General features: G+C 43.1%; 19 protein-coding genes. 14 read left to right on the top strand and 5 right to left on the bottom strand.

What is annotated here, in order from left to right; all coding sequences use genetic code 11:
* Positions 1–213: 213 nt before the first annotated feature.
* The 5 genes from HMPREF9010_RS13195 to cdd form a co-directional block, all read right to left on the bottom strand.
* On the bottom strand, positions 214–1,914 hold the full coding sequence (locus HMPREF9010_RS13195; protein WP_008648759.1) for an ABC-F family ATP-binding cassette domain-containing protein: 1,701 nt from the start codon (positions 1,912–1,914) through the stop codon (positions 214–216).
* A 379-nt stretch (positions 1,915–2,293) separates the two neighbouring features.
* Positions 2,294–3,667, bottom strand: a complete 1,374-nt coding sequence (locus tag HMPREF9010_RS13200; RefSeq protein ID WP_008648758.1) for an FAD-dependent oxidoreductase — start codon at positions 3,665–3,667, stop codon at positions 2,294–2,296.
* A gap of 99 nt (positions 3,668–3,766) precedes the next feature.
* Complete coding sequence (locus HMPREF9010_RS13205; RefSeq protein WP_004304234.1) at positions 3,767–4,348, bottom strand: DUF417 family protein; 582 nt, start codon at positions 4,346–4,348, stop codon at positions 3,767–3,769.
* 88 nt (positions 4,349–4,436) lie between these two features.
* Complete coding sequence (locus HMPREF9010_RS13210; RefSeq protein ID WP_008648757.1) at positions 4,437–5,276, bottom strand: AraC family transcriptional regulator; 840 nt, start codon at positions 5,274–5,276, stop codon at positions 4,437–4,439.
* Between the two features lie 2 nt (positions 5,277–5,278).
* Entirely contained in the window at positions 5,279–5,761 is a 483-nt protein-coding gene (gene cdd, locus HMPREF9010_RS13215) for a cytidine deaminase (RefSeq protein WP_008648756.1), read from the bottom strand.
* A gap of 110 nt (positions 5,762–5,871) precedes the next feature.
* On the opposite strand from cdd, the gene HMPREF9010_RS13220 reads away from it, so the two are divergent.
* The 14 genes from HMPREF9010_RS13220 (at position 5,872) to HMPREF9010_RS13285 (ending at position 26,342) form a co-directional block, all read left to right on the top strand.
* The gene (locus HMPREF9010_RS13220; protein ID WP_004304231.1) at positions 5,872–6,777 is read left to right on the top strand and encodes a glucosaminidase domain-containing protein; all 906 of its coding nucleotides are present in this window, start codon (positions 5,872–5,874) and stop codon (positions 6,775–6,777) included.
* Between the two features lie 81 nt (positions 6,778–6,858).
* The gene (locus HMPREF9010_RS13225) at positions 6,859–8,235 is read left to right on the top strand and encodes an NAD(P)/FAD-dependent oxidoreductase (protein WP_008648755.1); all 1,377 of its coding nucleotides are present in this window, start codon (positions 6,859–6,861) and stop codon (positions 8,233–8,235) included.
* Positions 8,236–8,416: 181 nt separating this feature from the next.
* The gene (locus HMPREF9010_RS13230; RefSeq protein WP_008648754.1) at positions 8,417–9,664 is read left to right on the top strand and encodes an efflux RND transporter periplasmic adaptor subunit; all 1,248 of its coding nucleotides are present in this window, start codon (positions 8,417–8,419) and stop codon (positions 9,662–9,664) included.
* A 17-nt stretch (positions 9,665–9,681) separates the two neighbouring features.
* Complete coding sequence (locus HMPREF9010_RS13235; protein ID WP_008648752.1) at positions 9,682–10,347, top strand: ABC transporter ATP-binding protein; 666 nt, start codon at positions 9,682–9,684, stop codon at positions 10,345–10,347.
* Between the two features lie 67 nt (positions 10,348–10,414).
* Entirely contained in the window at positions 10,415–11,041 is a 627-nt protein-coding gene (locus tag HMPREF9010_RS13240) for a GIN domain-containing protein (RefSeq protein ID WP_008648751.1), read from the top strand.
* A gap of 56 nt (positions 11,042–11,097) precedes the next feature.
* Positions 11,098–12,375 carry an ABC transporter permease gene (locus HMPREF9010_RS13245; RefSeq protein WP_008648749.1) on the top strand — a complete coding sequence of 426 codons (1,278 nt, stop codon included), beginning with the start codon at positions 11,098–11,100 and terminating at the stop codon, positions 12,373–12,375.
* Between the two features lies 1 nt (position 12,376).
* Entirely contained in the window at positions 12,377–13,645 is a 1,269-nt protein-coding gene (locus HMPREF9010_RS13250) for an ABC transporter permease (RefSeq protein WP_008648748.1), read from the top strand.
* Positions 13,646–13,677: 32 nt separating this feature from the next.
* A complete protein-coding gene (locus HMPREF9010_RS13255) occupies positions 13,678–14,967 on the top strand; it encodes an ABC transporter permease (protein ID WP_008025744.1) in 1,290 nt (429 codons plus the stop codon).
* 29 nt (positions 14,968–14,996) lie between these two features.
* The gene (locus HMPREF9010_RS13260) at positions 14,997–16,250 is read left to right on the top strand and encodes an ABC transporter permease (protein ID WP_008648747.1); all 1,254 of its coding nucleotides are present in this window, start codon (positions 14,997–14,999) and stop codon (positions 16,248–16,250) included.
* Positions 16,251–16,334: 84 nt separating this feature from the next.
* Entirely contained in the window at positions 16,335–18,944 is a 2,610-nt protein-coding gene (locus HMPREF9010_RS13265) for a PAS domain-containing sensor histidine kinase (protein WP_008648746.1), read from the top strand.
* Between the two features lie 129 nt (positions 18,945–19,073).
* Positions 19,074–20,552: a TolC family protein gene (locus HMPREF9010_RS13270; RefSeq protein ID WP_004300692.1), complete on the top strand. Its 1,479-nt coding sequence runs from the start codon at positions 19,074–19,076 to the stop codon at positions 20,550–20,552.
* A 443-nt stretch (positions 20,553–20,995) separates the two neighbouring features.
* Positions 20,996–22,345: a sigma-54-dependent transcriptional regulator gene (locus tag HMPREF9010_RS13275; RefSeq protein WP_008648745.1), complete on the top strand. Its 1,350-nt coding sequence runs from the start codon at positions 20,996–20,998 to the stop codon at positions 22,343–22,345.
* 54 nt (positions 22,346–22,399) lie between these two features.
* The gene (locus HMPREF9010_RS13280; RefSeq protein ID WP_008648744.1) at positions 22,400–23,692 is read left to right on the top strand and encodes a sensor histidine kinase; all 1,293 of its coding nucleotides are present in this window, start codon (positions 22,400–22,402) and stop codon (positions 23,690–23,692) included.
* Positions 23,693–23,789: 97 nt separating this feature from the next.
* Entirely contained in the window at positions 23,790–26,342 is a 2,553-nt protein-coding gene (locus tag HMPREF9010_RS13285; RefSeq protein WP_008648743.1) for a DUF5686 and carboxypeptidase-like regulatory domain-containing protein, read from the top strand.
* Positions 26,343–26,424: the final 82 nt, after the last annotated feature.

Here is a 26,424-nt window from a genome sequence, read left to right as displayed (position 1 = left end):
CCTCAAAAAAAATACGAAAGTTATAAATCTACCCTCACCACCCCTCACCCTGGACCCATATCTTATAATAAAAAGATAACGGGGAATCTTAAAAACTCAATCATCTTTTTCAGATTTACCACAACGTTTCCAGAATACTCCATTATTTTATTCAAAACTGTGCGAATATGAATTAAATATTGGTGCGGTTGCCCTGGATAAAATATCAATAGACTAACTCAATAAAATGCATTGTTCGACACCAATTTCCTGAATAAAATAATTGTCGTGTGAGATTGCTATCACAGTACCTGCATAATTTTTGATAGTAGCAGTGATAATTTCAATACTTTGTATGTCCAAATTGTTGGTAGGTTCATCCAGGATAAACATATCAGGGGTATTGTTACTAATCATCAGACAGCAGAAAGCGAGACGCATTTTCTCACCACCACTAAGTTTTCGGCAGGATTTGTCCCATTCGGATGCAGGAAACAAGTAACGGTGTAGAATAATCTTTATTTCATGCTCCGGCAGATTCCGGCTGTTGAAAGCGTAAGCCTGTTCAAGAATACTGTTCCGGTCGTCAATGATCGAATACTCTTGATTCAAATAGACATAGCTAAAGTCCGTCCGTGTCAGGGTTCCTTCCTGTGGTTGAAGTTGGCCGGTGATTAATTTCAATAGAGTTGTTTTCCCGCTACCGTTGGCTCCTTCTATACGGAAGCGGTCTCCGCTCTTTAGCTGAAAGCTGACAGGAGCTTGCCAAAGCTGTTGTTTTGAGATACTATTTTCCTGAATATCATTGCTATTCGGATTGGGAAGATAACCTGTGTCAGACGAATTTATTTCATTATTCGTCAGAATATCATTGTTAACCGAATTGGAATGATAACTGAAGTTAATCTCTTTTGCTGTCACTAATATCTTCCCGGTATGAAGCGAGGAACTGTTGAAGTCGGTTTTTAATGCCGCAGTCGGAGAGAGCGAACCTCGAAGCTGGTTACGTTCATTTGTTAACTTCTCGGCTTTTTCCTGATGGACGCCAGTCAGTTTACTAGTGCTCTTCTCGGATTTCCCTTGGAGTGCGTTCAATACAATGCGTGGAACTCCTTTTCTTATATTACTCTTTTCGCCGCGTACATTCTGTTTGTCCCTGCGTTCGGCCGTTTCGCGAGCCACTTTACGGGCAATACGTAGTGCCTTTTCTTTTTCTTCAATACGTTGTTGCAATGCTTCCTGCATCAGCGTTTTTTGTTCTTTGTAGAATTCGTAATTTCCGCCATAATAATTGATTTGATGCTTCTCCAGTTCGCAAATCTCGGGGAGAAGATTGAGCAGGGTACGGTCATGACTTACCACCAACAGGGTGGAACGATATTTCTCTACCCAGTCATATAAACGTTGTCTGCCGGAAGAATCGAGATGATTGGTCGGTTCATCCATAAGTACGACAGATGGGTGATGAATGTCCATCCCTGCCAGAAATACACGGGTCTTTTCACCGCCGCTAAGCAAATTCATCGGGTAGGATAGAGTAAACTGTCCTAGCCCCCATAAATCGAGAGCGGCAATGGAACGTTCTTCAATATTCCAGTCATCATCCAGGATGACGAAATTTTCGTTTGAGGCATCTCCTGACAGGATAGCATGTAAGGCTTGTTGCTTACGTTCTATCTGGAGTGCTTGAGCGATAGTCAGTGAATCATATTGCCCGAAATGTTGCGGGATATAATATAGGTCGTCCGGACGGACAATGACACCGGAAGAGGGTGAAAGTTGTCCGGCAATAATTTGCAGCAAAGTAGATTTACCGCACCCATTGTTACCGACTAATCCCAGTTTCTGCCCCTTACTGATGGCGAAATTGAGATCACTGAATAATACTTCTTTATCCGGATGGATATAGCTGATTTGCTGAATACTTATAGACATAATGATCTATTGGGTTTGAGGTTGAAAATAGAGTGAGGGAAAATCACAGGATAGGGGGGAACGACAAACACAATACTGGCTAAACAACACGGATTTCGTGATGCTTAACGAAATAGAAAAAGCATATAAGAAAAGTGATGTTTACTTAGAAGTGTTGTCTTACTTACTAATTCTCATTGCGGTAGGTATATAGTTTAACTTGGTTGCAAAGATAACACTTTCTATTAGATTTCACTCTATTAAGACTGAAAAAGAATGAGTTTCATTTATTTAGAGGCTCCGTTTACCTCATTCAGAGCCTCCGATTACTCCAAATAGAGCCTCTGTTTACCCTATTCAGAGGCTCTGTTTTAGAAGTGAGTTATATTCTTTCTTATTCTTATACATCAAACAGTTGATTTAATCCCTCACTCATACTGGGATGCGTGAAGATAAAATCGCGCAAGAATGTAGAGGTTTGCCCTGTTTTTATCGCCATAGCTACGATATTGATGATTTCTGAAGCATCGGCACAGAATAGAGTACAGCCCATAATCTTCCCGTTATGATTATTGATGATAGCTTTTAGCATACCATCAGTCTGCCTTAATGTGCGGGTACGAACGATAGAGGAAGCCGGCAACCGGGAAACCTTAAATGAATATCCTCTTTTCAGAGCTTCTTCTTCACTGATTCCGATATGTGCCAATGGCGGATCAATAAACACTGCATATTGCACAGGATCACGGTCTCCGATATCACGTTTCTTGTCACCGAAGAGCTGGTCACGGATAATCCGGAAATCATCTAGCGAGACATAAGTAAATTGCGATCCGCCTTTCACATCTCCCATTGCCCATATATGAGGAACAGTAGTGCGTAACTGATCGTTTACGATGATAGCTCCGTGAGCATCAACTCCTACACCCGCTGCTTGCAGATTCAATCCTTCAATCATCGGTTTACGTCCCGTTGCGATAAGAATGGCATCTCCATCTACATAATAAGGAGTACCGTCGGATATGTCCGAGTAAGTCAGTGTCACTCCGTCATTCGTGTCATGGATAGACTGTGCACGAGCGTTCAGATGGATTTCAATACCTTTCTTCTCCATCACTTCTTTGACGCTGTTTGCAATATCCCGATCTTCGCGAGGCATAAATTTGTTTCCTCCTTCGAGTATCGTCACTTTACTGCCGAAACCGGCATACATAGAAGCGAACTCCAGTCCGATATATCCTCCACCTATGATAATCAGGTGATGAGGAAGTACACTTAAGTCCAAAAGCGCACTACTGGTATATACGTGCTGACTTTGCTGAATACCATCTATTGCAGGGATAATGGGAGTAGACCCCGTGTTGATAAATATCTCTTTTCCTTTCAGTTCGATTTCTCCTTCGGGAAGTTCCACTTTTATGGTATCGGCGGATATGAAAGACCCCGTTCCAGTATAGATAGTCACATTAGGACGTTTGCTTAGTCTTTCGTAATTATCATTCCTAAGAAAGGAAGTGAGGCGGTTCTTTCGGCCGATGGCCTGTTTGTACATATTCGCCTGCTTCGGAAAATCATCGTGGTAAAGCAAAGCGGAAACCTCTGCTTCATGCACCAGTGTCTTTGTTGGGACACAGGCTACATTCGGACAGCTTCCTCCATACATCATGTTGGAACGTTCTACGATGGCCACTTGCCATCCGCGGTTGGAAAGTTCGGCAGCCAGGGTTTTCCCTGCCTTGCCGAATCCTATAATAATTGCATCATATTGTTTCATAACTTCTTGTATTAACGATTTGTATGAGACTATATAACAGTCTGAAAATACGATTTGTTCCGCAATGGCAAGAAGTCAGAATCCTCTTTAGTGGTTGTCTTAGTCTTTTTTAAGTGTTTTGAGTACGCGTTGTGACGAGTCGGATAATAACACTACGGCACTGGCTAGGATCACAATGTCTTTAATCACCAACCGCCCTGCACCGGATAGTAATGGGAAACCGAATTCTCCGCTTCCCAAGTCGGGAACCCAGACTTCCGGGGTGGTGACAAGAAAAGAAAGTGTGCCGAGCGTCATGATAATGGCGAGGGTGTCGCCTGCCAATCCCACTTTTGGGAAAAAGATTCCCAAGAATACCAGTATGCCGATACCCATAATAAGAGCTCCCAGTCCGTAAGAGAAAGTATAAGTGCGGTTTGCTTCGTGCCATGCACGATTTTCCGGGACAAAAGCACCTTCCGCATTTTTATGTTCTTTGTATTCGGGTGCACCTTTAGCATAGAAGAAACTCATAAAAGGACTGTTGGCAACAAACGGAACAATCCCGTCGGCTTCATAATGGAAATACTTCAATCCGCCTATCCATACAAATACTACCAGGATGGCAACGCGGATAAATTTCATACCAAAACTTTTCAGACTTGAAGTGAAGGTTAGTAAAGCGATCAATTTCTCTTTCATTTTGTTGGGGTTTTAATGGATTTATCTTATGTCGCAAAGGTCGTCCATTTCCACTACCCCCCAAATAGCAATACTTCCGTATGCCTTGTCAATTTTTCCCTTCCTGTGTGTTTCTGAATTGCACGGCGCTCTGTCCGGTCATATTTTTGAAGAAACGGCTGAAAGAAGCTTGGTCTTCAAATCCCAGAATATCGGCAATCTCTTTGGCGCTTTTGTTGCTGTAAAGCAGGAGACGTTTAGCTTCCGCTTCCACCCGTTCGTGGATAACCCGAAGCGGCGAAGGCAGTTTGCAGGTAGAAAAGATGTTCGATAGTGTCTTGGGAGATTTATGCAACATATCGGCATAGTCCTGTACCTGTTTCTTCGTCCGGTAATGCTCGTCGACCAAGTTATAGTATTGGCGGACAATCTCAAATCCGGATTCTTTTTCACGGGTGATATTCATGCGATGACGTGCAATCCGGGTACATTGGATAATGAAACGTTTCAGCAGGATGCGCAGCATCTCTTCCTGCAGGCTGTCGGAAACGGTAAACTCATTTTCCAGTGCTTCGGTAATAGTGTCAAGTTCTTTACGTTCTTTTTCGTTCAGTGTGAAACGGATCAGGTGCGATGAACCGTTGAACAGGAAGCCGCTGCATGACACTTCATGGTCGTTGCCATAGATACAATAGAAATTGCTATTGAACAGCAAAGTCAGGTATTCACCATCAATCGATTTAAATTCGAGGTGTTGCAGATGAGTGAGTGAAATCACTTCATCTTTGGTAAGCGTCATTTCCTGGTGGTCGATTTCTACTGTGATGCTTCCGCTGCGTACCCATATAAATTTATAAAGCCCCTTTTCTTTTTGCAGTGCTTTTTCTGTCAGATAAGAGTCTGTAAGTGCGAGTGTTCCTTTTAGTTTCGTGTGATATTGTTGTAACATAATTAATCCTCCATTGCTGATGCGTCAAATGATAATGGCAGTAGATCGCCTATACTTTTTACTTCGTAGATACATTCTTTGCCATATAATAGGATACGGATGGGTTGTTTGTAACGCTTTTCCGTTTCCAGAATCACTTGCCGGCAAGCGCCGCAGGGAGGAATCGGTTGGTCGATGAAATCTTTTTCCGTTCGTGCCGTGATGGCAAGAGTGACAACCGGTTGGTCGGGATATTGGGAGTTGGCATAGAATAGGGTAGTACGTTCTGCACAAAGCCCCGACGGATAGGCCGCATTTTCCTGATTGGTTCCTGTCACTACTGTCCCGTTGCCCAATAGCGCAGCGGCACCTACGGAGAAATGGGAGTACGGAGAATAACTACGAGCTGTTGCCTCCATGGCAGTCTTTATAAGTGACCGATCGCCCTCATTCAACTCATCATATTGATATACTTTAATAATAGCGGTAATTGTGAGGTCTTTCATATACGTCAGGGTATTGGTTTCTACAATTAATGTTACAAAGTTAGGAAAGAGATTGATAATCCCAATTATTTTTCAGATTTTTGTGCCATCTAATTCACATCTGAATAAAAATGGAGAATAAACTGCATAGACTTATCTTTTTAACCGTTGTTTTTTTCTTTGCCGTAGGAGTGCAGGCACAGAAACGGAATGCCCGTTACGTCGAGTATATAAATAAGTATAGTGATTTGGCTGTTGAACAGATGAAGCTTCATAAGATTCCGGCGAGTATTACATTGGCACAAGGATTGCTGGAAAGCGGTGCCGGATACAGCCAGTTGGCACGAAAGAGTAATAACCACTTTGGTATTAAGTGTGGTGGCAGTTGGCGGGGACGTACGGTTCGTCATGATGATGATGCCCGTAACGAATGTTTCCGTGCTTATAAGCATCCGCGTGACTCTTACGAAGATCATTCCGACTTCCTTAGAAGAGGTGCCCGTTACGCTTTTCTTTTTAAACTGGACATCACCGATTATAAAGGCTGGGCGCGTGGACTGAAAAAAGCAGGCTATGCTACCGATCCTTCTTATGCTAATCGTCTGATTACAATTATCGAAGATTATGACTTGTATAAATACGACCGTAAGGGGGTATATTCGGAACGGAAACTGAAAAAGAATCCTTGGTTGATGAGCCCGCATCAGGTGTATATCGCTAATGATATTGCTTATGTGGTAGCCCGCAACGGTGATACCTTTAAAGATTTAGGCAAGGAATTCGATATTAGTTGGAAGAAACTTGTGAAGTACAACGACTTGCAGCGTGATTATACCTTGATGGAAGGAGATATCATCTACCTGAAGAGCAAGAAGAAAAAGGCTTCCAAACCTTATACTGTATATGTTGTGAAAGATGGAGATTCCATGCATGGCATCTCTCAAAAATATGGTATCCGCCTCAAAAATCTGTATAAGATGAATCGTAAGGATGGTGAGTATGTTCCGGAAATCGGAGATAGATTGCGTCTACGGTAGAGACTTCTCTCAAAAGTTTCGAATTTTGGAAACTTAATGATTCATTCATGTGTTATTATCTTGATAAAACATGATTAGAATATGAGTCTAAACATTGCAAAAAGTAATAAGAAACGTGTCGTCATAGTAGGCGGTGGTTTCGGTGGCTTGAAACTGGCTAACAAGCTGAAAAAGTCAGGCTTTCAAGTCGTATTGATAGATAAAAACAACTATCATCAGTTTCCTCCTTTGATTTATCAGGTGGCTTCGGCTGGTATGGAGCCAACTTCCATATCCTTCCCCTTCCGTAAAATATTCCAGCATCGGAAAGATTTCTATTTCCGTATGGCGGAAGTACGTGCCATTTTCCCGGAAAAGAATATGATACAGACTTCCATCGGAAAAGCAGAATATGACTATCTGGTGTTAGCAGCAGGTACTACAACCAACTATTTCGGTAATAAACATATCGAAGAGGAAGCCATGCCGATGAAAAATGTGTCAGAAGCGATGGGATTGCGAAACGCTCTTCTGGCTAATCTGGAACGAGCGCTGACCTGTTCAACGAAGCAGGAACAGCAAGAGCTATTGAATATTGTAATTGTGGGAGGTGGAGCTACTGGGATAGAAGTAGCCGGAATACTTTCCGAGATGAAGAAATTCGTCTTGCCGAATGATTATCCTGATATGCCCAGCAGTCTGATGCACATCTATTTGATTGAAGCCGGGCCGCGATTGCTTGCCGGAATGTCGGAAGAATCTTCTGCACATGCTGAACAGTTTCTCCGTGAAATGGGAGTAAATATCCTGTTGAATAAACGTGTTGTGGATTATCGTGACCATAAAGTAGTACTCGAAGATGGTACAGAGATTGCCACGCGTACTTTTATCTGGGTGAGTGGTGTTACCGGTGTGACTATCGGCAATCTGGATGCCTCTCTGATTGGGCGTGGAGGACGTATTAAGGTCGATTCATTTAACCGTGTAGAGGGGATGAATAATGTGTTTGCTATTGGCGACCAATGTATTCAGGTTGCTGATGAAGATTACCCGAACGGACATCCTCAATTAGCGCAAGTGGCTATCCAGCAAGGGGAATTGCTGGCAAAGAATCTAGTACGTATGGAGAAAGGACGGGAGATGAAACCTTTCCATTACCGTAATTTGGGTTCGATGGCGACTGTAGGACGTAATCGTGCCGTGGCAGAGTTTAGTAAAGTAAAGATGCAGGGATGGTTTGCCTGGGTGATGTGGCTGGTTGTTCATCTGCGCTCTATTCTTGGGGTACGCAATAAGGTTATTGTACTCTTGAATTGGGTATGGAATTATTTCACTTACGATCAGTCTATGCGTATGATTGTCTATGCCCGTAAAGCAAAAGAGATTCGTGATCGTGAAAAGGTGGAGGAGACTACCCATTGGGGGAAAGAACTGATACAAGAGGAAAAGAACCCCTCTACTACGTCATCATCCAAATAGACAGGCTTCCTGCTGGCAGGATGATAGATTCTATTCTGAATGGTAAATTCGTACAGGGTGTCCGATATCGGACACTCTGTGTTTTTTGTTATCTTCTATTTATCAATCATTTACGATTTTGGCACAGATTTGGTATATGAAGTACCGAATTGATACATCATAAAATAGTAAATGATCGGATATGGACAGAGAAATTCCTAAAGAGGTACGTCAAAAAGAACGTAATAAGAAGATTATTCGTTATTCATCCATTGGAGTGGCAAGTATTATTGCCATCAGTGTACTTATATCTGTATTAAGGGCAGGAGTGGAGGCAAAGGATCTTGTCTTTTCCACAGTCGATAAAGGGGTGATTGAGGTAAGTGTCAGTGCTTCCGGTAAGGTTGTCCCTGCTTTTGAAGAAATTATCAATTCTCCGATCAACAGTCGTATTATTGAAGTCTATAAAAAAGGGGGAGATAGCGTAGACGTAGGTACTCCGATTCTGAAACTGGACCTTCAGAGTACGGAAATTGAATATAAGAAGTTACTGGACGAGGAACAAATGCGCCAGTATAAGCTTGATCAGCTTCGCGTCAATAATCAGACGAAACTTTCCGATATGGCAATGCAGATTAAAGTTTCGGCAATGAAATTGAGTCGTATGAAAGTGGAGTTGAGAAATGAACACTATCTGGACAGTCTCGGTGCGGGAACAACGGATAAGGTACGCCAGGCTGAATTGAGCTATAATGTGGCTCAATTAGAGTACGAACAACTTCAGCAACAATATAAAAATGAGAAGGAAGTAGCTGCTGCCGAACTAAAAGTTCAGGAGCTTGATTTTAATATCTTCCGCAAGAGCCTTTCCGAAAAGAAACGTACGTTGGATGATGCACAAATCCGTTCCCCGCGTAAAGCTATTCTTACCTATATTAATAACCAGATCGGTGCACAGATTTCCGAAGGCGGACAGGTGGCTATCATTTCTGATTTGAGCCATTTTAAAGTGGAAGGTGAGATTGCGGATACGTACGGTGACCGTGTAGCAGCCGGAGGAAAAGCAATTGTTAAGATAGGGAGTGACAAACTGGAAGGGACAGTTAGCAGTGTTACACCACTATCCAAGAATGGTGTGATATCATTTACCGTTCAGTTGAAAGAAGATAATCACCGCCGCTTACGTTCCGGACTAAAGACAGATGTTTATGTGATGAATGCTGTGAAAGAAGATGTAATGCGCGTAGCCAATGGCTCTTTCTATGTGGGACGCGGTGAATATGAACTTTTTGTCTGCAATTCGGATAATGAACTGGTAAAACGTAAAATACAGTTAGGAGATTCTAATTTTGAATATGTAGAAGTGTTGAGCGGATTGCAACCGGGTGATAAAGTAGTAGTAAGCGATATGAGTGCTTATAAGAACAAGAATAAGTTGAAAATTAAATAAACTAAATACTAGAAGTTATGATAACATTGAACTCTCTTTCTAAGATTTATCGTACGGACGAGATTGAGACGGTAGCATTGGAGAATGTGAATCTGACGGTAGAACGTGGAGAATTTCTAAGTATAATGGGACCTTCCGGATGCGGAAAATCCACCCTGCTGAACATAATGGGATTGCTTGATGCACCTACAATGGGAATGGTGGAAATCAACGGAATACGTACCGAAGGAATGAAAGACAAGGAACTGGCGGTTTTTCGTAATAAAACGCTCGGTTTTGTATTTCAGTCTTTTCATTTGATTAATTCGTTGAATGTGACGGATAATGTGGAGTTGCCTTTACTTTATCGCTGTGTTGGCAGTAGTGAGCGAAAGCGGTTGGCACAAGAGGTATTGGAAAAAGTAGGATTAAGCCATCGTATGAGACATTTTCCTACACAACTTTCCGGTGGGCAGTGCCAACGTGTAGCTATTGCCCGTGCGATTATTGGTAATCCCGAAATAATCCTTGCCGATGAGCCGACAGGTAACTTGGATTCAAAGATGGGAGCTGAAGTAATGGAACTGCTTCATCGGTTGAATAAGGAAGACGGACGTACTATCGTGATGGTTACCCATAATGAAGAACAGGCGAAGCAGACTTCGCGCACTATTCGTTTCTTCGATGGACGTCAGGTACAATAGAAACGGCCTCTTACGATTAGAACTAAATGGAAAAATTGATTAATGTATCTCTAAATTAAAAATCATCATGACAAAGAATATTTTCATCGTTGCGATAGCTGTCCTGTTAAGTGTTGCTTTCTGTTCGCTATCGGCACAAAATGTGAGTAAAGATTATAATGTAGACGAGTTTTCTGCCATAAACCTGCAATCTGTCGGGAATATTATTTTTACTCAATCGGCAGGATGCGCCTGTCGTCTGGAAGGTCCTTCTGAATTTGTAGAGAAAACAAGGGTGACAGTGAAAAATGGAACTCTGGTTATCTCTTATAAAGATAAAAATGCCAAGAATATCAAGAATCTGACTTTCTATATTACTGCTCCCGATTTGAGTAAAGTGAAAATAGACGGAGTAGGAAACTTCGATGCAAAAGAAGAACTAAAACTTAAAAATATAGCTTTCGAACTTGATGGAGTAGGCAACTGTAACGTGAAAAGTCTATATTGCGATGAGTTGAAACTAGATGTTGACGGAGTAGGCAATATGAAGTTGAATGTTGATTGCAGCACTATCAAAGCTAAAGTGGATGGAGTAGGAAATATCACTGTATCCGGTAAAGCGGATGCAGCTTTCTTTAAGCGGGATGGCGTTGGTAAAATCAACTCCAAAAACCTGAAGTGTAAAGACGTAACAGAGAAAGGTTGGAATTTCTAATGTAGAACATTCTTCTGTGAACTCCTGTAGAATCAAATCAAAAAAAGAATAAGAAGATGTGGAAGCAATACATAAAGCAAGCTCTTTACCAGTTGAAAGAGAACCGGCTTATTAGTATTGTCTGTATGGTAGGTACAGCTTTGGCTATTTGCATGATAATGGTGATCGTGCTGACATTGCAGATACGGATAAAAGACTGCGTGCCGGAAGTTAACCGTTCACGATCATTGTATGTCAAGGCAATGACGTCCCGGCATAAAGAGCAACACAATAATGCTGCCAGCAGCCAGATGTCCGTCACGACTGCCCGTGAATGCTTTAAGACGTTGACAATACCTGAAGCGGTTACCATTACTTCCGTTAATAATAAGATGCGTGCTTCTCTTCCCGGAGGAGGCAGGATGAGTGTAGATGAAATGGAAACGGATGAAGCGTTCTGGCAAGTCTTTTGCTTTGAATTCTTGTGTGGCAAACCATATACGAAAGCCGATTTTGAGAGTGGGCTGTCCAAGGCAGTGGTTTCTGCCAGTATGGCACGCCACCTGTTCGGTACAACTGACGTGGTAGGGCGTACCATCCAATTAAATAAAGCGGATTATACCATTACAGGAGTAGTGAAAGACGTATCAAAGTTGGCGACAGCTTCTTATGCACAGGTCTGGATTCCCTATACATCAACAGATTTGGCTTCTTTCTCGTGGAGAGAAAATCTGATGGGACCTATGCGGGCGGTCATCCTTGCACGTTCGTCCGACGATTTTCCGGCTATTCGTGCTGAAGTCGAAAAATATCGTCAGGTCTACAATAGTAAGCTGAAGGATATGGAATTGATTTATCGTGGTCAGCCGGATACTCAATTTGCCTACCTTTACCGCCATTGGGGGACAGACTTGGATATGAAACACATTGTCAGGCGATTCATTCTTATCATTGTGATTCTCCTCTTGGTTCCAGCTATCAACCTAAGTAGTATGACTTTATCCCGCATGCGGAAGCGTATGACGGAAATCGGTGTCCGGAAAGCATTCGGTGCTACTGCCAACGAATTGTTGCGACAGGTATTCTGGGAGAATCTGATATTGACACTGCTTGCGGGAGTACTGGGACTGATATTGAGCTATTCAGCTACTTTCCTGTTAAACTCATTCCTTTTTGATAACAGTGAGAATGCAGGTCTTGCCGGGGAAACTTCTCTTTCCACTGATATGCTGTTCAGTCCGTTGACGTTTCTCGTTGCATTCTGTTTCTGCCTGTTATTAAATCTATTGAGTGCCGGAATTCCGGCTTGGAGAGTGTCGAGAATGAACATTGTAGATGCAATAAACCAAAGATGAAATGATGAAACAGTTATTGAAACAAATATATAATGAGCGCCGGAGCAATGCTTTTCTATGGATTGAGCTATTGTTGGTGTTTGTCGTATTGTGGTATATCGTTGATTTGGTTTATGTCACTTTGCATATCTATTATCAGCCAATGGGCTTTAATATAGAAAATACGTATGTATTACGTATGAACCGTCTTACCGATAAATCTACCGATTTCAATCCGGAGCTGACTGTTAAAGATGATATGACTGCTTTAAGGGAAATAGCCGGACGTTTGTCCCGTCATCCGGAAGTTGAATCTGTCTGTATCTCTCAAAACAGTATTCCATACAATGAAGGGTGCAGTGGAGCGAGTTTCCGTTTTCCGGATAACGACACGGTTTGGATAAGTACGATGGATCGTTGGACGACTCCTGAATATTATAAGGTGTTTCGTTTCCGGAATATCGATGGTTCCGGTCATGAAAGTCTGGTGAAAGCTCTGGAGAAAAATACAATAATCGTTCCTGTCGATGTTGCAGACTATTATCCGGATGCTACTTTCCACGGAAAAGACCTTTTGGGTAAAGAAGTTCGCATGAGTGATACCAACTTTCGTATTGCAGCTTTAACAGAGCCCGTTCGCTACGATCATTATAACATTGCCGGAAAACCTTTTACCGGAACCTATATCGGCACTTACCTTTCTGACGAACAAATGGAAACAGTCGAAAACGTAGCCTATCTCGAATTAAGTCTGCGTGTCCGCGAAGGTGTAGACGATGGCTTTGTGGAACGTCTTATGAATGATGCCGACCGTATCTATCAGGTAGGGAATGTTTATATACTTGATGTCACTCCATTAAGCAAAGTCCGGACAGCCAGTGAGATAGACAATGATAATGAATTACGTACCCAGTTCTGTATTCTCTTTTTCCTGTTGTTGAATATCTTTCTGGGAGTGATCGGCACTTTCTGGTTCCGTACCCAGCAACGCCGGGGAGAAGTTGCTTTACGCATGGCGATGGGAGCTAACCGGAAAAACATATTCTATCGTTTGATTACGGAAGGTTTGTTACTGTTAAGCATGTCGGCTCTTCCTGCCGTATTGATTGCATTCAATATTGGATATACTGAACTGGTGGATATATCACAAATGGCATTTGCAGTACCCCGTTTCCTGATAGCCATTTTACTGACATATCTCTTGATGGCGATAATGATTATTCTTGGCGTGTTGTATCCGGCTCTGCAATCAATGAAAGTGCAACCGGCCGAAGCACTAAGAGACGAGTAAGAAATATACTGAACTTTATACTGGTAACGATCATGATAAAACTCTATTTTAAACAAGCATTCCATCTGTTGGGAGAAAATAAACTGCTTTCTTCTATTTCCATTATTGGTACAGCTTTGGCTATTGCTATGATAATGGTAATTGTGATTACTTTACGTGCGACTATTGCTCCCTTTGCACCGGAAACCCATCGTGACCGGATGCTTATTTTCCGGTTTGCCGGACTTCAAAGTAAGTCCAACGTGAATTGGCAAAGCAATGGCCCTATCGGATACAATACGGCAAAGGCTTGTTTCAAAGCAATGACAATTCCCGAAGTTGTTTCCATAACCAATATCTGGCAGGAAACAATGCTGGCTGCTAAACCGGCAGGTGAGATGGAAAGTTGTAGTGTGTTGCAAACAGACGATGCTTTCTGGAAAATATTTGAATTTGAGTTTCTATCTGGTAAACCGTATGATAATGCCGATTTTGATGCCGGAGCAGCAAAAGCTGTGATTTCCGAAGATATGGCTCGCCGTTTGTTCGGAACGTCAGAAGTGGTTGGAAAAACATTCCTTCTGAATCATTCGGCTTATATTGTTTGCGGAGTGGTACGTCCGGTCTCTAAACTGGCGAAGTACGCCTATGCACAAGTTTGGATTCCTTTGAGTTCAACAAGTGCCTTCACAGCCACTTGGGGCGATGACAATATCATGGGTATGACTGCCGTCTATATACTGGCTAAATCAAAAGACGATTTTCCGGCTATTCGTCAGGAGGCTGACCGCTTGCGGGCTATCTTTATGGCAGGGCATCCCAATTTCGATTTACTCTATCGCGGACAGCCTGATACTTATTTCGTAGCCGCGCAACGCTATTCCGCCAACAATCCTCCTGCTGTGAAAGAAGCAGTACGGCAATACATACTGACATTACTTGTCTTATTGATTGTTCCTGCCGTCAACTTGTCCGGACTTACTTTGTCACGCATGCGTAAGCGTATCTCCGAAATAGGAGTGCGAAAAGCCTTTGGTGCCCCCAGACGGGAGCTTATGATGCAGGTACTATCCGAAAACATGCTTTATTCCCTGTTCGGAGGAATTCTCGGACTGGTATTAAGTTATGTCGCCGCTTTCCTTTTGGGAGGAATGCTTTTCTCCGTAGACTTTGTATCCAATGGTGTGGAGGATTTGCGGACCATGTGTGTCGACTTACTGTTCGATCCTACCGTATTCCTGCTGGCATTTCTGGCTTGCTTCCTACTCAATTTATTAAGTGCCGCCATTCCGGCATGGAGAGTAACTCGCACCAATATTGTGGATGCCATCAACGAAAGATAATTCTTCAACTCATCTAAATTCTAAAGAAAATGCAACTATTAAAACAAATATGGAACGAGCGCCGGTCAAACGGGTGGTTGTGGTCAGAACTATTAATTGTTTTTGTGGTCCTGTGGTATGTGGTCGACTGGACGTATGTGACAGCGCGTACTTATTACGAACCGGTAGGATTTGATATTACCGATACGTATTATTTGGAGCTAAGCCTGAAAAACGACAAGAGTAATTCCTATCTTTCGAAAGAGCAAAAGAGTACATCTTTAGGACAAGATATTATCGAGTTGACTAATCGTCTCCGGAGATTGCCGGAAGTGGAGGCCGTTTCAATATCCAATAATGCGCGTCCCTATATCGGGAGTAACTCCGGTAGTATGTTACGTATCGATACATTAGTTAGTAATCCGCTACGGCGTTCGGTAACCCCTGACTTTTTTCAGGTCTTTCGTTATCAAAGTGCTGATGGGAGTGGTTATCAGCCGTTGGTGCAAGCTTTAAGGAATGGCAATGTCGTTGTTGGTGAAAATTTCTTGCCCAAAGATTATAAAGGCGATCGTACGCTGTTGGGTAAAGAAATGGTCGATGTGGATGATTCTACGAAAGTGTACAAGATAGGGGGAGTTTCGAAGAAGGTGCGTTACAATGACTTTTGGCCTAACTACAGTGATCGGTATGTAGCCATTGAACTTCCTGAAAAGATAATGGTCGAACTTGACGATGAACTTTATCCTTCAAGTGTAGAAGTTTGTCTGCGTGTGAAGCCGGGGACTTCTAAAGACTTTGCGGAACATTTGATGAAATTGTCTGTCAACCAGTTGAGTGTCGGCAACTTATTCATCTTGAAAGTGCATGATTATGAAGATATACGGAATGATTTCCAGCAAGAGAGCTATAATCAGGTACAGGTACGTTTCTGGATGATGGGATTCTTATTGCTTAATATCCTATTGGGCATTGTCGGCACCTTCTGGTTCCGTACGCAGCACCGTCGTGCCGAGTCTGCGCTTCGTATAGCAGTCGGGGCCAGCCGGATGCAGCTTTGGCAACGTTTAAATAAAGAAGGATTGCTATTGTTGACTCTGGCTGCTTTGCCTGCCGCCGTCATCTGTTATAATATCGGCCATCTGGAGTTGACTGAAGGGTATATGGAGTGGGGAGTAGTGCGTTTTCTTATTACATTTGTCATAACCTATTTCCTGATGTCTTTAATGATTCTCGTTGGCATTTGGTTTCCTGCTCGTCAGGTAATTCGCATACACCCTGCCGAGGCGTTGCGCGAAGAATAAAAAACTTGGGCTATCTGTTTGTTTTCAATAGATTTAACGTATCTTTGTCGGCATAATATTGAAAACACCGCAGGCTTTAATTATATGAATCGACGCTACTATTGTTTGCTTATCGTTCTGTTTTTTGCTGTTCTTATTCAGGCGGCAGCAGCGGAACGTACATACAATATCCTGTTTATACAGTCATACACCTCACAGACTCCTTGGCATAGCGACCTTAATCAGGGGTTGGTCAAAGGATTTAAAGAAAGTGGCCTGAAGGTGAATATAACAACGGAGTATCTTGATGCCGATTTTTGGGCATTCAACTCCGAGAAAGTAATTATGCGTCGTTTTTGTCAGCGTGCCCGTGACAGGCAGACCGATTTGATTATAACAGCAAGTGATGAAGCTTTCTATACTCTTTTTGCCTGTGGAGATTCGTTGCCTTTGCAGATACCGGTCGTGTTTTTCGGCATTAAGTATCCTGATATGGAGCTGATTGCTACTCATCCCAATGTTTGCGGGTTCACTGCCAATCCGGATTTTGATGTCATATTGCGTCAGGCGCAAAAGATATTTCCCCAGCGGAAAGAAGTGGTATGTGTGATAGATAACAGCTTTTTGAGTAACAAAGGCCTTGAAGATTTTGAAGAAGAGTGGAAAATCTTTCAAAAAGACAATCCGGATTATAGAATGAAAGTCTATAATACCCAAAATCATACAACGAGTCACATCATTGCTGCTATTTGTTACCCTCGTAACAGCTACGAACGTCTGGTGGTTGCTCCTAAATGGTCGCCTTTCCTTTCATTCGTTGGCAAAAACTCAAAAGCTCCCGTATTTTCGAGTCAGAATGTGGGGTTAACTAATGGCGTATTCTGTGCATACGATTCCGATAGTTATGCTTCAGCATTATCGGCAGCTCAAAGGGCTGCTTTAGTCTTAAAAGGTACATCTCCCCAAGAAATAGGAGTGACAGAAATCACGCAGGGATTCATCTATGACTATAAACAGTTGGATTATTTTCATATTGACCCTGATAAAGTATCCTCTAGCGGAACCATCGTCAACGAACCGTATTGGGAAAAATATAAATACCTTTTTATACTGCTCTATCCGTCTATCCTGGCGTTGCTGATAGCTTCTATCGTGTGGTTGATGCGTGCCAACCGGCGTGAGTCCAAACGACGGATTCAGGCACAGACCCGTCTGCTCGTGCAGAATAAACTTGTGGAACAGCGTAATGAGTTTGATAATGTATTTCATTCCATCCGTGATGGTGTGATAACGTATGATACCGATTTGCACATTCATTTCACAAACCGCTCCTTATTACAAATGCTGCATTTGCCGTATGAGTCAGGGGGCCGTTTTTATGAAGGAATGATGGCAGGCAGCATCTTCAAGATATATTATAACGGTCAGGACATTCTTCATAAAATGCTGAAGCAGGTAGCTTCAAAAGGAGAAAGTGTGAAGATACCCCAGGGAGCTTTCATGAAAGAAGTGCATAGTGATAAATACTTCCCGGTGTCGGGGGAAATAGTCCCGATCCGTTCAAAGGATACGATTACCGGTATGGCACTTTCCGCACGGAATATTTCGAATGAAGAAATGCAGAAGCGTTTCTTTGATATGGCAGTAGACGAAAGCTCCATCTATCCGTGGCAGTTTGATATGGAAACCAACTGTTTCATTTTCCCGCAAGGTTTCTTGAAACGTCTTGGATACGATGAATCGGTTACTACCATCTCCCGTGATGAAATGGATCGCACTATCCATCCTGATGATTTGAAGGAAATAAGTCCGTTATTTAATAGAGCATTGACAGGAGAAGATTCCAATACCCGTCTGAATTTCCGTCAGCGGAATGTCAACGGAGAGTATGAATGGTGGGAATATCGTTCTTCCGTAATCACGGGATTGACACAAGATTCATTGTACAATATATTAGGTGTTTGCCAGAGTATCCAGCGATATAAGACTGCCGAGCAGGAGATGAGAGAGGCTCGTGATAAAGCCCTCCAGGCTGACAAACTGAAATCGGCATTCCTTGCCAACATGAGTCACGAGATTCGGACTCCGCTGAATGCGATTGTAGGTTTCTCCGATTTGCTAAGCGATACGAGTGGTTTTACAAGCGAAGAGATTGCCCAGTTTATCGGAACCATTAATAAGAATTGCGGCCTGTTACTGGCTTTGATTAATGATATTCTTGATTTGTCACGTATCGAATCGGGAACCATGGAATTTATGTTCGCCGAGCATAACCTGCCGCTGTTATTAAAGACCGTCCATGATTCTCAACGCTTGAATATGCCACCGGGAGTAGAACTGGTGTTGCGTATGCCCGAAAGTGATAAGATATATCTTACGACAGATAATGTACGCTTGCAGCAAGTCGTGAATAATCTGATAAATAACGCTGCTAAATTTACGAGCAGCGGTTTCATTACTTTCGGCTATGAAGATGATGAGGTTCCCGGCTACACCCGCATCTTTGTGGAGGATACAGGAGTCGGTATTTCTGAAGAAGGTATCCGTCATATATTCGAACGATTCTATAAAGTCGATAATTTCACCCAAGGAGCAGGTTTGGGATTAAGTATTTGTCAGACCATCATCGAACGTCTGAATGGTACCATTTCTGTCACCTCCGAAGTAGGTAAAGGCACTCGTTTCACTGTGCGCCTTCCTAACTACTGCGAATAATCGAACGTTCACTTTTGGGCATAGTGTCCGAAAATGGACACTTTTCTTATTTTCTAATCTGTTGATAATAAAAACTTTACTTTTTTGGCACATCGTTTGATTCTCTCATAGTGGAAAATACTGTGTATAATGAAAAAGAAAAGTATATTGTTTGCTCTTGCTGCCGTTTGCCTGCCGTTGGCATTGTCGGCACAGAAGGAAAGGGAAATAACCTTGAATGAAGCTATTGCTATGGCGCGTATTCAATCTGTTGACGCTGCTGTTGCCTTGAATGAATTGAAAACGGCCTATTGGGAGTTTCGTACCTTTCGTGCTGATCTTCTGCCGGAAGTCAACCTGACCGGAACCCTGCCCAATTATAACAAATCGTATAGTTCCTATCAAAATTCGGACGGTTCTTACGGTTTCGTCCGTAATAACACATTGGGGCTTACCGGTGATCTTTCTATCGATCAAAACATCTGGCTTACCGGTGGTAAACTCTCGCTGACTTCCTCTCTCGACTATATCAAGCAATTGGGAGCCGGAGGAGACCGGCATTTTATGTCGGTTCCTGTCACATTACAACTTACACAACCCATCTTTGGAGTCAATAATATAAAGTGGAACAGACGCATCGAACCGGTTCGTTATGCCGAAGCGAAAGCAGCTTTTATCACTGCTACCGAAGAAGTGACGATGCGTGCCATCACTTATTACTTTAATCTTTTGTTGGCAAAAGAAAATCTTGGCACGGCGAAACAGAACCAGACAAATGCCGACCACCTTTATGAAGTGGCCCTTGCCAAACGCAAAATGGGGCAGATTTCCGAGAATGAACTCTTGCAGTTGAAACTCTCCGCTTTAAATGCGAAAGCTGCATTGACGGAGGCAGAGAGTGATCTCAATGCCAAGATGTTCCAGCTCCGTGCCTTTTTGGGAGTAGGAGAGGATGAAGTACTAAACCCGGTTCTTCCCGAAGCTGTGGATGGCCCGAGGATGGAGTACAATCAGGTGTTAAATAAAGCATTGGAACGTAATTCTTTTGCACAGAATATCCGTCGCCGCCAGTTGGAAGCCGATTATGAGGTAGCTACCGCACGCGGAAATTTGCGTAGTGTCGATTTGTTTGCAAGCGTAGGATATACGGGTGAGAACCGGAATTTTCCGGCCGTTTACAGGAACCTGCAGGATAATCAGATTGTTCAGGTAGGCGTTAAGATTCCGATTCTCGATTGGGGAAAACGCCGTGGGAAAGTCCGGGTAGCCAAGAGTAACCGGGATGTAGTGCTTTCAAAAATTCGTCAGGAACAGATAAACTTCAATCAGGACATTTTTCTGTTGGTGGAGCATTTCAATAATCAGGCACAACAATTGGACATAGCGAAGGAAGCCGATGCAATTGCACAGCAACGTTATAAGACCAGTATTGAAACTTTCCTGATAGGCAAAATTAATACCTTAGACCTGAATGATGCGCAGAACTCTAAAGATGAGGCAAGACAGAAACATATTTCCGAACTCTATTATTATTGGTATTACTATTATCAGATTCGCAGTCTGACGTTATGGGATTTTCGTACCAATACCGAACTTGAAGCTGATTTTGATGAAATCATCCGGCAATAGAAAGGGTAGGAAAAAGCTTTTGAATCTTATGGAGGAACTTGCAGTAAATAGTATTATTTTCTATTCCGTTCTTGCTTTTTACGAATTAATTTCGTATCTTAAGAGTTTTAATCCTTTCGGAGACAGGTGGTCATTTTATAGAGTGACAATAGTCATCTTATAAGATGATATTTATCACTCTATAAGGTGACTTTTGTCCCATTGTAACTGGATAATTACTCGACTGCATAAACAATTATAAATTACTGTACTGAAAATCTTTATTTAGTGCAGTGGAAAATCTTAAATACAATAATAAGAAAACAGCTTTATTGCGTAACTTGTATTATTGAAGCGTGCATTCCGTGATTTATATATCAATCATTTGGTAGCAAACTATTTATTAGTACCTTTGGAGTGTGAGAAAAGGTTGTTAATTGACTGGGTAAAACTCAAATATAACTATGATTCTGATAATTGATGACGACAGCGCAGTGCGTTCTTCGCTTAGCTTCATGTTGAAGCGGGCAGGATATGAAGTACAGACCGTTCCCGGTCCACGGGAAGCTATGGAAGTGGTACGTTCCGTAGCTCCGGATTTAATCCTGATGGATATGAACTTCACTCTTTCTACAACGGGTGAGGAGGGTTTGACCCTACTCAAACAAGTAAAAATATTCCGTCCCGAAACACCGGTGATATTGATGACTGCTTGGGGAAGTATCCAACTTGCTGTACAAGGAATGCAGGCGGGAGCTTTTGATTTCATAACGAAGCCCTGGAATAATGCCGCCTTGTTGCAACGCATTGAAACGGCACTCCAACTTTCGGGCACTCCACAGGAACCAACGCAGGAACAGAGCGATTCTTTCGACCGCAGCCACATCATCGGGCGTAGCCAGGGATTGATGGATGTGTTGAACACGATTGCCCGCATAGCAAAGACCAATGCCTCTGTCCTCATTACAGGGGAAAGCGGAACAGGTAAGGAATTGATAGCCGAGGCCATTCATATCAACAGTCAGCGAGCCAAACACCCCTTTGTGAAAGTGAATCTTGGAGGTATCTCTCAAAGCCTGTTCGAAAGTGAAATGTTCGGGCACAAGAAAGGAGCTTTTACCGATGCTTCTGCAGACCGTATCGGACGTTTCGAAATGGCAAACAAAGGGACGATTTTCCTGGATGAAATAGGTGATCTCGACCCTTCGTGCCAGGTGAAGTTACTGCGTGTATTGCAGGATCAGACATTTGAAGTGCTCGGCGACAGCCGTCCTCGAAAAACGGATATCCGGGTGGTATCAGCCACCAATGCCGATTTGCGCAAGATGGTGGGCGAACGTACTTTTCGTGAAGACCTCTTCTATCGTATCAATCTGATAACAGTGAAACTGCCGGCCTTGCGCGAACGTCGTGAAGATATTCCCTTGCTGGCACGTCATTTTGCCGACCGTCAGGCGGTAACCAACGGATTGCCCCGTACGGAGTTCTCTGCCGATGCCCTGCAATTCTTGAGCCGTTTGCCCTATCCGGGGAATATTCGTGAATTGAAGAACTTGGTGGAACGTACCATTTTGGTAAGTGGTAAACCGCTGCTTGATGCTTCCGATTTTGATGCGCAGTATATTCGCCACGATGACGCAAGAGTGACCGAAGGCGCAGCTCTGGCTGGTATGACTTTGGATGAAATAGAACGCCAGACCATTCTCCAGGCGTTGGACCGTTACAAAGGAAATTTGAGTCAGGTAGCTACGGCATTGGGTATCAGTCGTGCAGCACTCTACCGCCGTCTCGAAAAATATAATATAACAATGTGATAGATTTAGGTACGTGCCTAATAATATTAAGATTAACCGTTAACCACAGATAACGTGCGTATAAAAGGATTCTTTTACATACTAGTCTTTCTGCTGCTGGCATTAGGTAGTGTATTGCTGTTCCTTTCCAGTCAACTGAATACAATCTTTTTCTACATAGGGGAGGGGCTGATACTTTTCATCCTCATTTATCTGACCTTTTTCTATCGTAAGATCGTGAAGCCGTTGAATACAATCGGAAGCGGCATGGAACTGTTGCGTGAGCAGGATTTCAGTAGCCGTCTTAGCCCTGTAGGTCAATATGAGGCCGATCGTGTGGTGAATATCTTCAACCGCATGATGGAACAGCTCAAGAATGAACGTCTCCGCCTGCGTGAACAGAATAATTTTCTTGATTTGCTGATTAAAGCTTCTCCGATGGGAGTGATTATAACTTCCCTTGATGAAGACCTTTCGGAATTGAATCCGATGGCTTTGAAAATGCTGGGTGTTCGTTTGGAAGACGTACAAGGCAAGAAGATGAAAGAGATTGATTCTCCGTTAGCGGTGGAATTGGCTAACCTCCCGAAAGGAGAGAAGGTAACCGTCCGTCTGAACGACTCGAATATCTACCGGTGTACTCATTCTTCTTTCATTGATCGTGGATTTCAGCATCCCTTCTACTTGGTAGAAACCCTCACCGACGAAGTGATGAAAGCGGAAAAGAAAGCATACGAGAAAGTGATTCGCATGATTGCCCACGAAGTGAACAACACGACTGCCGGCATTACTTCCACACTGGATACGGTAGAACAAGCCCTTTCCAGCGAAGAAGGAATGGAAGACATCTGCGACGTGATGCGTGTATGTACCGACCGTTGTTTCTCGATGAGTCGTTTCATCACCCGTTTTGCCGATGTGGTGAAAATCCCCGAACCGACACTTTCTTCTGTTAATCTGAATGATTTGGTTTTCACCTGCAAGCGGTTTATGGAAGGAATGTGTAATGACCGTCGCATTACACTCCGCATGGAAATAGACGAAAGTGTGAAAGATGTGATGCTGGATGCCGCTTTGTTTGAGCAAGTACTCGTAAATATCATCAAAAATGCAGCGGAAAGCATTGAAGCCGATGGGGAAATAATAGTCCGCACCCTCGCTCCGGCCACTGTTGAAGTGATAGATAACGGTCAGGGAATCAGCAAAGAAACAGAAGCTAAACTGTTCAGTCCTTTCTTCTCTACCAAACCGAACGGTCAGGGAATCGGACTCATCTTTATTCGCGAAGTACTGATGCGTCATGGGTGCACATTCTCTTTGCGAACCTATGCCGACGGACTGACCCGATTTCGTATTACTTTCCCCTAATTGTGTCAAATAAGAACATTTCTTCCGTCAAATAGACCTTTTTTTGTCTTGAAATCACTCCTACCTTTGCCCCGCTCAATTCAATAGGATTTAAGGTATGAGATTAATGAAAAAAGGCACATTGACGCTCTTTCTTTTATTGGCTATCAGTATTCCGCTCAGTGCGCAGTATGTGGTACAAGGGGTGGTGACTGATTCTCTGACCAAAGAACCTTTGCCTTATGCATCTGTACGCTTAAAAGACACGACCGAAGGAACTACTACCGGAAGCGACGGACGCTTTTACTTCAAAACCCACCGCTCCGAAGCAGTACTTGTAATCTCTGTAATCGGATATAATGACTATGTCCGCACCATTCGCCCTGCCCGTAATGCATCCTATAAAGTAGCACTTGCGCCTACCGAATACGCGCTTGGTGAAGTGGTAGTCAAACCCAAACGTGAGCACTACCGGAAGAAAGATAATCCCGCCGTAGAATTTGTCCGCCGTATGATTGAAAGCCGTGACAACTACTCTCCCTACGAGAAAGACTTCTGGCAACGCGAACGTTATGAAAAGACCACCTTTGCGTTGAATAACTTCGATGAAGAGAAACAGAAAAAATGGCTATATCGTAAATTTGATTTCCTGACGGAATATGTAGATACTTCTGCCGTTACCGGTAAACCGATTCTGACGGTATCAGCCCGTGAACTGCTTGCCACAGACTATTACCGGAAATCTCCCCGTTCCGAGAAGCAATGGGTGAAAGGACGCAAACAGGCCGGTGTCGATGAGTTTCTTTCTAAACAAGGGATGCAGGCAGCCATCAATGAAGTCTTTAAAGACGTCGATATCTACGAAAACAACATTTCCCTGTTTACGAATAAGTTTGTCAGTCCCTTGTCCCGTATCGGCACAGGCTTTTATAAATATTACCTGATGGACACGTTGCAGATTGCCGGAGAGCCTTGTGCAGACCTTGCTTTCACGCCTTTTAATTCCGAGTCTTTCGGTTTCAACGGACACCTGTATGTGACGCTCGACTCTACCTACTTTGTTAAACGTGCCGTATTCAACTTTCCCAAAAAGATAAACCTGAACTTTGTAGACTACATGTTGCTCGAACAGGAATTTAAGCGCGCTGAAGACGGCACACGCCTGCTCGATCATGAAAGTATCACTGTTGAGTTTAAACTGACCGAAGGACAGGACGGTATTTTTGCCCGCCGGGTAGCGGATTACAGCAACTACACCTTTACGCCGACTGCTGAAGCCGACAAAGCCTTCACCAAACCCGAACGTATTATTGAAGAGACGGAAGCCCTGTCGCGTCCCGAATCATTCTGGGCGGAGAATCGTCCGCAAGCCGCCATCTCCCAGCAGGAAAACTCGGTAGACCGCCTGATGACACAATTACGCAGTTATCCGGTGTATTACTGGACGGAGAAAGTGCTTTCCATTCTCTTTACGGGATATATTCCCACCTCCAAAGAAGCACCACTTTTCTATATCGGCCCGATGAATGCCACTATCAGCGGTAACACATTGGAAGGCCCCCGTATCCGTGCCGGAGGTATGACTACCGCCTGGCTCAATCCGCACCTGTTTGGCAAAGGATATGTGGCTTACGGGTTTAAAGATGAAAGAGTGAAAGGATTGGCGGAACTGGAATATTCTTTCAAGAAGAAGAAAGAATACGCCAATGAATTTCCCATCCATTCATTGAAATTGCGTTACGAATCAGATGTGAACCAGTATGGACAAAATTACCTGTATACAAGCAAAGACAATGTGTTCTTGGCCTTGAAACGTGAGAAGGACGACCGTATCGGCTATTTCCGGCAGGCGGAGATGACCTATACCAATGAGTTTTATTCCGGCTTTTCTTTCCAGTTGACAGCGCGTACACGGAAAGATGAGTCCTCCTACCTGATTCCTTTTTTAAAGAAAGAAGGAGATACCTACACCCCGGTAAAAGATTTCTCTATCAGTGCCGCAGAGTTGAAGTTGCGTTATGCTCCGAATGAGAAATTCTTCCAGACTCAATGGAACCGTTTTCCCGTATCGTTGGATGCACCGGTGTTTACCTTGTCTCATACCATTGCCGGAAAAGGAGCGTTGGGCAGCGATTACACTTACAATCATACCGAAGCCGGTATTCAGAAACGCTTCTGGTTTTCCGCGTTCGGCTATACGGACGTTATACTAAAAGCAGGTAAAGTGTGGGATAAAGTACCTTTCCCGTTGCTTATCATGCCTAATGCCAACCTTTCTTATACCATCCAACCGGAATCTTACTCGTTGATGAATGCGATGGAGTTTATGAACGATGAATATTTCTCGTGGGATGTTACTTATTTCCTCAACGGATGGCTGTTCAACCGGGTACCGTTGTTGAAAAAACTAAAATGGAGGGAAATAGTTTCCTGTCGTGGATTATATGGACATTTGAGCGATAAAAACAACCCGGCTTTGAGTGACGGTTTGTTCGCTTTTCCGATAGAAAACACACAAACAATGGGAAAAACACCTTATGTGGAGGCGGGTGTCGGTATTGAAAACATTTTCAAGGTGTTACGTTTGGACTATATCTGGAGGATCACTTATCGTGATTCGCCCGGGATTGACAGATCAGGCTTGAGAATAAGTCTCCACATGACCTTTTAAAAGTTAAATCCTGCTAATTGCAATGTTTATATGACAAATAAAGACTGTATTAGTAATTAATTAATCTTATTTTTGCATCAAT

This window comes from Bacteroides sp. 3_1_23, from assembly GCF_000162555.1.
Taxonomy (GTDB): domain Bacteria; phylum Bacteroidota; class Bacteroidia; order Bacteroidales; family Bacteroidaceae; genus Bacteroides; species Bacteroides ovatus.
Note: the sequence above shows the minus strand (reverse complement) of the source record. Positions and strands in the feature narration are given on the sequence as shown.

Bases quoted from the DNA above. Each gene is read 5' to 3' on its own strand.
- HMPREF9010_RS13195 (WP_008648759.1), bottom strand. From the start codon at position 1,914: ATGTCTATAAGTATTCAGCAAATCAGCTATATCCATCCGGATAAAGAA.
- HMPREF9010_RS13200 (WP_008648758.1), bottom strand. From the start codon at position 3,667: ATGAAACAATATGATGCAATTATTATAGGATTCGGCAAGGCAGGGAAA.
- HMPREF9010_RS13205 (WP_004304234.1), bottom strand. From the start codon at position 4,348: ATGAAAGAGAAATTGATCGCTTTACTAACCTTCACTTCAAGTCTGAAA.
- HMPREF9010_RS13210 (WP_008648757.1), bottom strand. From the start codon at position 5,276: ATGTTACAACAATATCACACGAAACTAAAAGGAACACTCGCACTTACA.
- cdd (WP_008648756.1), bottom strand. From the start codon at position 5,761: ATGAAAGACCTCACAATTACCGCTATTATTAAAGTATATCAATATGAT.
- HMPREF9010_RS13220 (WP_004304231.1), top strand. From the start codon at position 5,872: ATGGAGAATAAACTGCATAGACTTATCTTTTTAACCGTTGTTTTTTTC.
- HMPREF9010_RS13225 (WP_008648755.1), top strand. From the start codon at position 6,859: ATGAGTCTAAACATTGCAAAAAGTAATAAGAAACGTGTCGTCATAGTA.
- HMPREF9010_RS13230 (WP_008648754.1), top strand. From the start codon at position 8,417: ATGGACAGAGAAATTCCTAAAGAGGTACGTCAAAAAGAACGTAATAAG.
- HMPREF9010_RS13235 (WP_008648752.1), top strand. From the start codon at position 9,682: ATGATAACATTGAACTCTCTTTCTAAGATTTATCGTACGGACGAGATT.
- HMPREF9010_RS13240 (WP_008648751.1), top strand. From the start codon at position 10,415: ATGACAAAGAATATTTTCATCGTTGCGATAGCTGTCCTGTTAAGTGTT.
- HMPREF9010_RS13245 (WP_008648749.1), top strand. From the start codon at position 11,098: ATGTGGAAGCAATACATAAAGCAAGCTCTTTACCAGTTGAAAGAGAAC.
- HMPREF9010_RS13250 (WP_008648748.1), top strand. From the start codon at position 12,377: ATGATGAAACAGTTATTGAAACAAATATATAATGAGCGCCGGAGCAAT.
- HMPREF9010_RS13255 (WP_008025744.1), top strand. From the start codon at position 13,678: ATGATAAAACTCTATTTTAAACAAGCATTCCATCTGTTGGGAGAAAAT.
- HMPREF9010_RS13260 (WP_008648747.1), top strand. From the start codon at position 14,997: ATGCAACTATTAAAACAAATATGGAACGAGCGCCGGTCAAACGGGTGG.
- HMPREF9010_RS13265 (WP_008648746.1), top strand. From the start codon at position 16,335: ATGAATCGACGCTACTATTGTTTGCTTATCGTTCTGTTTTTTGCTGTT.
- HMPREF9010_RS13270 (WP_004300692.1), top strand. From the start codon at position 19,074: ATGAAAAAGAAAAGTATATTGTTTGCTCTTGCTGCCGTTTGCCTGCCG.
- HMPREF9010_RS13275 (WP_008648745.1), top strand. From the start codon at position 20,996: ATGATTCTGATAATTGATGACGACAGCGCAGTGCGTTCTTCGCTTAGC.
- HMPREF9010_RS13285 (WP_008648743.1), top strand. From the start codon at position 23,790: ATGAGATTAATGAAAAAAGGCACATTGACGCTCTTTCTTTTATTGGCT.